This is a genomic window from Micrococcus sp. KRD012 (genome assembly GCF_017168555.1).
Taxonomy (GTDB): domain Bacteria; phylum Actinomycetota; class Actinomycetes; order Actinomycetales; family Micrococcaceae; genus Micrococcus; species Micrococcus luteus.
In genome coordinates this window covers 41,448-49,841 of the sequence record NZ_JABFBB010000004.1, presented here as the reverse complement: position 1 = coordinate 49,841, position 8,394 = coordinate 41,448, and the positions used below count along the sequence as shown (strand labels likewise).

Below are 8,394 nucleotides of genomic sequence, written 5' to 3'. Positions count from 1 at the left end.
GCCCCCGACGTCCGCCGCGCCGTCGGCCGCGACGACCGCCCCCGCCTCGTCGGCGTCGACGGCCGCCCCCTCGACTCCCGCCGCCTCCTCGGCGTCGGCCGCCGTCGTCCGGCTGACCGGCACGGCCGCGCAGTGCAACCAGGTGCAGAGCGGCTCGGGCGTGGCCGTGGCCCCGGACCGCGTGCTCACGAACGCGCACGTGGTCCTCGGCGTGGACGCCCCCACCGTGACGGACCGCGCCCGCGGCGTGCACGCGGCGCGGATCGTCCACCTGGACACGGCGCACGACCTCGCCGTCCTGGCGGTCGACGACGCGAACCTGCCCGTCATGCCGGTCGGCGCCGAGCTGACGGGCGGCGCGTCGGCCTCCGTCCTGGGCTATCCCGACGGCGGCCCGTTCGCCTCCACCCCCGCGACCGTGCAGGCCGTCGGCGAGGTGCCGCTCGGCGACGTCCTGACCGGGGCCGCGAGCATGGTGGACGTGTACACCCTCGCGGCGGACATCCGCCACGGCTACTCGGGCGGCCCGGTGGTGGACACGGCCGGGAACCTGGCCGGTCTGGTGTTCGCCCGGGCCCCGGGCTCGGACGCCGTCGGCTACGCCCTGACGGCGGACACCATCGCCCCCGTCGTCGCCGCGGCCCCGGGGATGACGGCCACGGTCCCTTCGGGGGACTGCGTCCCGGGCGGCTGAGCCGGCGCCGCGCCACGCGCCTGATGCCCGCATTCCGGACCGGACTGTCCGGCAACGGCCCGTGTCGACTATTGTGTCCTCCGTCACACTCGAGTTTTCCCGACCCCCGGAGGTCCTGCATGTCCAGCACCGTCTCCGCGCCCGCGTCGGCGCCGAAGCGCACCCGGGAGGAGTTCACCGGCCGGTGGGCCTTCATCCTGGCGGCCATCGGCTCCGCCGTGGGCCTCGGCAACATCTGGCGCTTCCCCTACGTCGCCTATGAGAACGGCGGCGGCGCGTTCGTCATCCCCTACCTGATCGCGCTGCTCACCGCGGGCATCCCGCTGCTGTTCTTCGACTACGCGATCGGCCACCGCTTCCGCGGCTCCGCGCCGCTGGCGTTCCGGCGCCTGTCCCGGTGGACCGAGACCGTCGGCTGGTGGCAGGTGCTCATCTGCGTCGTCATCGCGATCTACTACGCCGCGATCATCGGCTGGGCGATCATGTACACCTGGTTCTCCGTGGACCAGCGGTGGGGCGACGACCCGGAGACCTTCCTCATGGGCGACTACCTGCAGGTCGCCGACGACCCGTCCCCGTCCTTCGACGTCGTCTCGGGCGTCTTCTGGCCCATGCTCGCCGTCTGGGTGATCACGCTGCTCATCATGGGCTTCGGCGTGCGCCGGGGCGTGGCCCTGGCCTCGATGGTCGGCATCCCGCTGCTCGTCGTGATGTTCCTGATCCTCGTCGGCATCGCCCTCACCCTGCCGGGCGCCGCCCAGGGCCTGGACGCGCTGTTCACGCCGAACTGGGCCGCGCTGGCGGACCCGGGCGTCTGGATCGCCGCCTACGGTCAGATCTTCTTCTCGCTGTCCGTCGGCTTCGGCATCATGATCACCTACGCCTCCTACCTCAACCGCCGCACGAACCTCACCGGCTCCGGCCTGGTGGTCGGCTTCTCCAACTCGGGCTTCGAGATCCTGGCCGGCATCGGCGTGTTCTCCGCCCTGGGCTTCATGGCGCAGGCCTCCGGCGTGTCCGTGGCCGAGGTGGCCGGCAGCGGCATCGGCCTGGCGTTCATCGCCTTCCCCACCCTGATCTCGCAGGCCCCGCTCGGCGCCCTGATCGGCGTGCTGTTCTTCGGCTCGCTCGTGGTCGCCGGCTTCACCTCGCTGATCTCGATCCTCGAGGTCGTCATCTCCGCCGTGAAGGACAAGCTCGGCTGGGGCCGCTGGACGGCCACGATCGTGGTGATCGGCCTGTCCGGGGTGGTCTCCCTCGCCCTGTTCTCCACCACCACGGGCCTGCAGATGCTGGACACCATGGACGCGTTCGCCAACAACTTCGGCATCGTGGGCGCGGCGCTCCTGTCGGTGCTCCTGGTCACCGGTGCGCTGGGCTCGGCCCGTCGCATCACGGCGCACCTCAACGCCGTCTCCTCCTTCAAGGTCGGCCGCGGGTACGTGCTGCTGATCGGCGTGCTCATGCCGATCGTGCTCGCCTACATCTGGCTCTCCTGGATCATGAAGGTGATCGCGGAGGGCTATGAGGGCTACCCGGGCGACTTCCTCGGCGTCTTCGGCTGGGGCATCGCGCTCGGCTCCGTCGCCCTGGCGATCCTGCTCTCCCTGATCCCGTGGTCCCGCAAGTCCAACCTCTACGCCGAGGACCTGGACAGCGAGATCCACGGCGACCTCATCCCGCACAACGCCGTGCCCGAGGGCACCGTCCCCACCGGCGCCCTGCCGGTGGTGCCCGCGGCCGCCACCCGGAAGGAGCTCTGACCGATGAGCACCGCAGCGATCGTCATGATGTCCCTGGCCATCCTCCTGGTGTGGGGCGGCCTCGCGGTCTCCGCCGTCCACCTGCTCCGCCACCCGGACGACTCCTCGGGCGACCTCGCCATCGAGGACGAACTGGCCCCCGCCGTGTGGGAGCGCGAGGATGGCCGTCTCGACGCACGGCACCGGTGAGTCGATGAGGGCCCCCGGTCCGTCCGCAGCGGCCCCGTCCGCGGCCTCGGTCGCCGACGGGGCCGCGGGCGTGGTCTCCGCCTCCCTGCCGGTCGTGGCGGTGGACGGGAGCCTGCCGGCCCCGCCCTACCGGCAGATCGTGGACGCGGTCCTGGCCGGCGTCGCCTCCGGATTCCTCGCCTGCGGGGACCGACTGCCGCCCGTGCGTGCGCTCGCGGCCGAGCTCGGCGTGGCACCGGGCACCGTGGCCCGGGCCTACAAGGAGCTCGAGGCGCACGGCACCATCCGCACCCGGGGGCGCGCGGGCACGTTCGTGGCCGCCTCGGCGGACGCCCGCGCGGACGCCGCGCACCAGGCCGTGCGCCGCTGTCTCGACACCCTGCTCGAACGCCTCGGCTACACGCCCGACGAGGCCGTGGAGCTGGTCCGGCGGGACGCGGCCGCCCGCGCCTGAGCCGGGCCCGCCCACCGACGACGCCGCCCCGGACCGCACACAGCGTGCGGACCGGGGCGGCGTCGTCGTGCCGGCTCAGGCCTTCGGGGCGAGCGTCTCCACGATGCGCTGCATGACCGTGGGGTCGGCCAGCGTGGTGGAGTCGCCCGGGTCGCGGCCCTCGGCCACGTCCTTGAGCAGACGGCGCATGATCTTGCCGGAGCGCGTCTTGGGCAGCTCGGGGACCACGAGCACGCGCTTGGGCTTGGCGATGGGGCCGATGTCCTTGCCCACGTGCTGCCGCAGCTCCTCCTCGACCTCGGCGACGTCGCGGTCGGCCGCGACGGCGACCGCGGTCAGCAGGACGAACGCGACGACCGCCTCGCCCGTGGTCTCGTCCTTCGCACCGACCACCGCGGACTCGGCCACGGACGGGTGCGCCACGAGGGAGGACTCGATCTCGGTGGTGGACAGGCGGTGGCCGGAGACGTTCATGACGTCGTCCACGCGGCCCAGCAGCCAGATGTCGCCGTCCTCGTCGTAGCGGGCGCCGTCGCCGGCGAAGTACATGCCGGGGAAGCGGGACCAGTAGGTCTCCTTGAAGCGCTCCCGGTCGCCCCAGATGCCGCGCAGCATGGACGGCCACGGCTCGCGCACCACGAGGAAGCCCGCGCTCGTGTCCGTCATGGGCTCGCCGAGCTCGTCCACGACCTCCAGCACGACGCCGGGCACCGGCCTCTGGGCGGAACCGGGCTTGAGAGTGGTCACGCCGGGCAGCGGGGTGAGCATGTGGGCGCCCGTCTCGGTCTGCCACCAGGTGTCCACGATGGGGCAGCGGCCGGCGCCGATGACCTCGTGGTACCAGCGCCAGGCCTCCGGGTTGATGGCCTCGCCCACGGAGCCGAGCACGCGCAGGCTGGAGAGGTCGTACTCGTCCGGGATGTGCCGGCCCCACTTCATGAACGTGCGGATCGCCGTCGGCGCCGTGTAGAGGATGCTCACGCCGTACTTCTGCACGATCTCCCACCAGCGGCCCTGGTGCGGGGAGTCCGGGGTGCCCTCGTAGATCACCTGGGTGGCGCCGTTGACCAGCGGTGCGTAGGCGACGTAGGAGTGCCCGGTGACCCAGCCGACGTCGGCGGTGCACCAGAAGACGTCCGACTCCGGGTGCAGGTCGAAGGTGTCGTGGTGGGTGACCGCGGCCTGCACGAGGTAGCCGCCGGTGGTGTGCAGGATGCCCTTCGGCTTCCCGGTGGTGCCGGAGGTGTACAGGATGTAGAGCGGGTGCTCGGCGTCGTGCCACACGAGCTCGTGCTCGTCGGACTGGCCGTCCACGACGTCGTGCCACCACAGGTCGCGGCCCTCGGTCATCTCGACCTCGGCCTCGTTGCGGCGGACCACGAGCACGTGCTCGGCGGTGTGGCCGGGCGCGGAGAGGGCCTGGTCCACGGCGGGCTTGAGCATGGAGGGTTTGCCGCGGCGGAAGGAGCCGTCCGCCGTGACGACGAGCTTGGCCTCGGCGTCGTCCACGCGGGAGCGCAGGGCATCGGAGGAGAAGCCGCCGAACACCACGGAGTGGACCGCGCCGATGCGCGCGCACGCGAGCATCGTGATGACGGCCTCGGGGATCATCGGCAGGTAGACGGCCACGCGGTCGCCCTTGGTCACGCCGAGGGACTCGAACGCGTTGGCGGCGCGCCGGACCTCGGCGGCCAGGTCGGCGTAGGTGTAGGTCCGGGTGTCGCCGGGCTCGCCCTCGAAGTGGATGGCCACGCGGTCGCCGTGGCCGGCCTCGACGTGGCGGTCCAGGGCGTTGTACGCGGCGTTGGTGGTGCCGCCGACGAACCACTTCGCGAAGGGTGCGTCGGACCAGTCCAGGACGTCGGTGAAGTCCTGCTCCCAGTGCAGGACCTCGCGGGCGCGGCGGGCCCAGTAGGCCAGGCGGTCCTCGGCGGCCTCCTCGTACAGGTCGGCTCCGGCCACCGCCTGGGCGGCGAACTCGGCCGGGGGCGGGAACGTGGGGATCTGCTCGTCCATCGACGGGGTCCTTTCGGGGTGGTGCGGTCGGTGCGTGGCACGGATGTGACGCGTCCCACACTAGTCTCCCGCCTCAGCATGCCGCGCGCGGCGTCGTCGCCACAAATCCTCGGGTCCGGTGTGTCGCATCGTGCCCGGAAGCCGGGGCCGGACCCGGTGTGGACGTCGGCACGCGCCCCGCTCCCTAGGATGGTCGGACCGGAGCGGATCGGACGAGGGCGGGAGGACGCGCGGATGGAGACGGAGTCGACGGGCACGCCGACCGGGGAGACCCAGCTGGCACTGGTGCGCCGGGCGCGGCGGATCGACCGGATCCTGGCCGAGACGTACCCGTACGCCGTCGCCGAGCTGGACTTCGAGACGCCGTTCGAGCTGCTCGTGGCCACGGTGCTGTCCGCCCAGACCACCGACGTGCGGGTCAACGCGGCCACGCCGGCGCTGTTCGCCCGCTTCCCGGACGCCCACGCGATGGCCGCGGCCACCGAGCCCGAGCTGCAGGAGCTCGTGCGCTCCACGGGGTTCTACCGGAACAAGGCCTCCGCGATCCTGCGGCTGTCCCAAGAGCTCGTGGCCCGGCACGACGGCGAGGTCCCCGCCCGTCTCGAGGACCTCGTGGCGCTGCCCGGGGTGGGCCGCAAGACCGCGTTCGTGGTGCTCGGCAACGCCTTCGGCCAGCCCGGGATCACCGTGGACACGCACGTCGGCCGGCTCGCCCGGCGCCTGGGGTTCACGGACGAGACCGACCCGGTGAAGGTCGAGCACGCCGTGGGCGCCCTGTTCCCGCGCCGGGACTGGACGATGCTCTCCCACCGGCTGATCTTCCACGGCCGCCGCGTGTGCCACGCGCGCCGCCCGGCGTGCGGGGCGTGCCCGATCGCCCGCTGGTGCCCGTCCTACGGCGAGGGGGAGACCGACCCCGAGCGGGCGCGCGCCCTGCTGGCCTACGAGCTCAAGCCCGGCCGGGAGGAGCTGCTCGAGCTCCTGCGCGCGGGGCGGACGCGCCGGGAGCTGCGCGCCCTCGGCCACGGGCTGGAGGCCTGAGCGCCCGGCCGGCGCGCCCGCTCAGCCCGCGGTGAGGCCCGCGAGGATCGCGTCGACGGCCCGGCGCGCATGCACCCCCACGCCGGCGAGCGTGGCCGAGGCGGCCCCGCACCAGTCGTCGTAGCCGAGCAGGTGCAGTCCCGGCACGTCCACCGAGGCGGTCGGCAGCGCACGCTCCGTCGCCGGCACCCCGGACGGGCGGCGGGTCAGCTCGAGGCCCCGCAGATGGCGCAGGTCCGCCCGGAAGCCCGTGCACCAGACGACGTCGTCCACCGGGTGCTCGGCACCGCGCACCCGGGCCGCGGCGCGGCTGGCGGCGGGCCAGCCGTGGCTCGCGCCGGCGTCGTGGTCCCAGCGGACGCCCTCCGGCGTGAGCGCGGTGGGCGCGGCGACCGCGTGGAGCCCGGCCTCGTCGCGGGCGCGGATCACCGAGGGCACCATGACGATGTCCCCGAGGTCGCCCACGCGCGCCTCGGAGCGGCCCAGCACGCGCGCCGAGGCCCGGTCGAAGAGCACCCGCCCGTCCACGTCGTCCGGCATGAACCGGGGCGGACGCCGGGTGGCCCACGTGGTGGCGACACCCGCCAGCAGCAGGTCAGCCGCGATCTGGGCGCCCGAGTTGCCGCCGCCCACCACGAGGACGCGCCGCCCGGCGAACGCGTCGGGGGAGCGGTACGCGGCGGAGTGCCGCTGCGTGCCGCCGAAGCGGTCGGCGCCCGGGAGAGCCGGCACGAACGGGCGGGTGAACGAGCCGGTCGCGGAGACCACCGCGCGGGCGCTCAGGGCCGTGCCGTCCTCGAGCCGCAGGGTGAACGGCGGGGACGCGGCGGCGTCGTGCGTCACCGCCGTGACGCGCACGCCGCGCCGCACCGGCAGGCCGTAGCGGTCCTCGTAGTCGGCCAGGTACGCGACGACGTGCCCGGCGTCCGGGGTGCCGGGACCGGGCGACGGCGGCATGGGTCGGCCCGGCAGGGAGGAGTGCTCGGCGGGGGAGAACAGGCGCAGGGAGTCCCAGTGGTGCGGCCACGCGCCGCCGGGCTGGGCGGACGCGTCGAGCAGGACGAACGACGGCGGCGGGCCCGGCCGGCGCCCGCGGTCGACGTCCCGCGCGGCCCGGGCCAGGAAGTAGCCGACCGCCAGTCCGGCCTGTCCGGCGCCGATCACCGCGACGTCCACCGGATCCGGGGACGCGGCGTCCGCCGGGGGCGAGGTCAGGGGAGCCGTCATGCCCCGAGGCTACGACCGGCGGCTAGCGTGGGGGCTATGCCTGAGACCCCCGCGAGCCCCCGCCCGACCTCCCGCGACGCCGCCGGGACGTCCGAGGCGTCGCTGACGGGTGCGCGGGACCAGCTGGCGGACCTCGTGGCCCGGTGGGGCACGGCCCCTGCGGACGCGCCCGGTCACCACGACCCGGCCTCGCTCACCACCATCCCGCCCGAGGCCGTGCCGATGTGGGGCTTCGAGTGGCCCCGGTCCGGCGATCCGCGCCCCTCCGCCGTGCTGATCCTGTTCGGCGCCCTCGACGACGTCCCCGCCCGTCACGACGCCGAGCGCGTGCACCCGCACGTGGACGTGCTGCTGACCCAGCGCGCCGCCACCCTGCGCCAGCACGCCGGGCAGATCGCGTTCCCCGGCGGTCGCGTCGACCCCGAGGACGCCGACGTCGTGGCCACGGCCCTGCGCGAGGCGCAGGAGGAGACCGGCTTGGACCCGGCCGGCGTGGAGGTCCTGGGCGTGCTGCCGGCGGTGCCGGTGGTGGTCTCCGGGCACGTGGTGCACCCGGTGCTCGGGTGGTGGCGGGACCCCAGTCGCGTGGCGGTGGTCGACCAGGCCGAGGCCGCGGCCGTGTTCCGGATGCCGGTCGCGGACCTGGTGGACCCCGCGAACCGGTGCCGCGTGGCCCGGCCCGGCGGCCGCCGCGGCGAGACGCCGGGCTTCCTCGTGGGCGAGCGCCTGGTGTGGGGGTTCACGGCGGCGCTGCTGGACCGTGTGCTGGCGCTGCTGGGCTGGGACGTGCCGTGGGACGACTCCCGCGTGCGCGACGCGCGGACCCACGAGATCCTGCGCGGTTGACGGCTGCGCGGCGCCGTCCGCTCCTGCACAGGCGCCGGGGGGTGGGCACGTGTCCCCAGCCGGACGACCGGGGCAGGCGGGCGCGCGGGCGAGGCGGTGGACTGGACGGGCCGGCGGCCGCGGACCGCGGCGGCCGCCCCCCATCCCGCAGGAGGTCCGCCATG

General features: G+C 74.5%; 8 protein-coding genes. 6 read left to right on the top strand and 2 right to left on the bottom strand.

Annotated elements, in window-relative coordinates:
- The 4 genes from J1M37_RS03135 to J1M37_RS03120 form a co-directional block, all read left to right on the top strand.
- Nucleotides 1-694 (top strand): trypsin-like peptidase domain-containing protein (locus J1M37_RS03135; protein WP_206452084.1); only part of this gene is annotated, 694 nt, incomplete at its 5' end.
- 119 nt (nucleotides 695-813) lie between these two features.
- On the top strand, nucleotides 814-2,457 hold the full coding sequence (locus J1M37_RS03130) for a sodium-dependent transporter (RefSeq protein ID WP_206452083.1): 1,644 nt from the start codon (nucleotides 814-816) through the stop codon (nucleotides 2,455-2,457).
- Nucleotides 2,458-2,460: 3 nt separating this feature from the next.
- On the top strand, nucleotides 2,461-2,646 hold the full coding sequence (locus J1M37_RS03125; protein WP_036338231.1) for a methionine/alanine import family NSS transporter small subunit: 186 nt from the start codon (nucleotides 2,461-2,463) through the stop codon (nucleotides 2,644-2,646).
- Nucleotides 2,618-3,100 (top strand): GntR family transcriptional regulator, encoded by a 483-nt coding sequence (locus J1M37_RS03120; RefSeq protein WP_206452082.1) that lies wholly within the window; start codon nucleotides 2,618-2,620, stop codon nucleotides 3,098-3,100. The genes J1M37_RS03125 and J1M37_RS03120 overlap by 29 nt, the downstream gene beginning before the upstream one ends.
- A 75-nt stretch (nucleotides 3,101-3,175) precedes the next feature.
- Here J1M37_RS03120 and acs read toward each other — a convergent pair whose 3' ends face one another.
- Nucleotides 3,176-5,116 carry an acetate--CoA ligase gene (acs, locus tag J1M37_RS03115; protein WP_036314287.1) on the bottom strand — a complete coding sequence of 647 codons (1,941 nt, stop codon included), beginning with the start codon at nucleotides 5,114-5,116 and terminating at the stop codon, nucleotides 3,176-3,178.
- Nucleotides 5,117-5,350: 234 nt separating this feature from the next.
- Here acs and nth point away from each other — a divergent pair, with 234 nt between their 5' ends.
- The gene (gene nth / locus J1M37_RS03110) at nucleotides 5,351-6,157 is read left to right on the top strand and encodes an endonuclease III (protein ID WP_101967379.1); all 807 of its coding nucleotides are present in this window, start codon (nucleotides 5,351-5,353) and stop codon (nucleotides 6,155-6,157) included.
- A gap of 21 nt (nucleotides 6,158-6,178) precedes the next feature.
- Here nth and J1M37_RS03105 read toward each other — a convergent pair whose 3' ends face one another.
- Nucleotides 6,179-7,384 carry an NAD(P)-binding domain-containing protein gene (locus J1M37_RS03105; RefSeq protein WP_206452081.1) on the bottom strand — a complete coding sequence of 402 codons (1,206 nt, stop codon included), beginning with the start codon at nucleotides 7,382-7,384 and terminating at the stop codon, nucleotides 6,179-6,181.
- Nucleotides 7,385-7,420: 36 nt separating this feature from the next.
- On the opposite strand from J1M37_RS03105, the gene J1M37_RS03100 reads away from it, so the two are divergent.
- The gene (locus J1M37_RS03100; protein ID WP_041103998.1) at nucleotides 7,421-8,230 is read left to right on the top strand and encodes an NUDIX hydrolase; all 810 of its coding nucleotides are present in this window, start codon (nucleotides 7,421-7,423) and stop codon (nucleotides 8,228-8,230) included.
- The last annotated feature ends 164 nt before the right edge of the window (nucleotides 8,231-8,394 follow it).

What these genes read in the sequence shown, in the direction of transcription:
- J1M37_RS03130 (WP_206452083.1), top strand. Translation starts at nt 814, where the DNA reads ATGTCCAGCACCGTCTCCGCGCCCGCGTCGGCGCCGAAGCGCACCCGG.
- J1M37_RS03125 (WP_036338231.1), top strand. Translation starts at nt 2,461, where the DNA reads ATGAGCACCGCAGCGATCGTCATGATGTCCCTGGCCATCCTCCTGGTG.
- J1M37_RS03120 (WP_206452082.1), top strand. Translation starts at nt 2,618, where the DNA reads ATGGCCGTCTCGACGCACGGCACCGGTGAGTCGATGAGGGCCCCCGGT.
- acs (WP_036314287.1), bottom strand. Translation starts at nt 5,116, where the DNA reads ATGGACGAGCAGATCCCCACGTTCCCGCCCCCGGCCGAGTTCGCCGCC.
- nth (WP_101967379.1), top strand. Translation starts at nt 5,351, where the DNA reads ATGGAGACGGAGTCGACGGGCACGCCGACCGGGGAGACCCAGCTGGCA.
- J1M37_RS03105 (WP_206452081.1), bottom strand. Translation starts at nt 7,384, where the DNA reads ATGACGGCTCCCCTGACCTCGCCCCCGGCGGACGCCGCGTCCCCGGAT.
- J1M37_RS03100 (WP_041103998.1), top strand. Translation starts at nt 7,421, where the DNA reads ATGCCTGAGACCCCCGCGAGCCCCCGCCCGACCTCCCGCGACGCCGCC.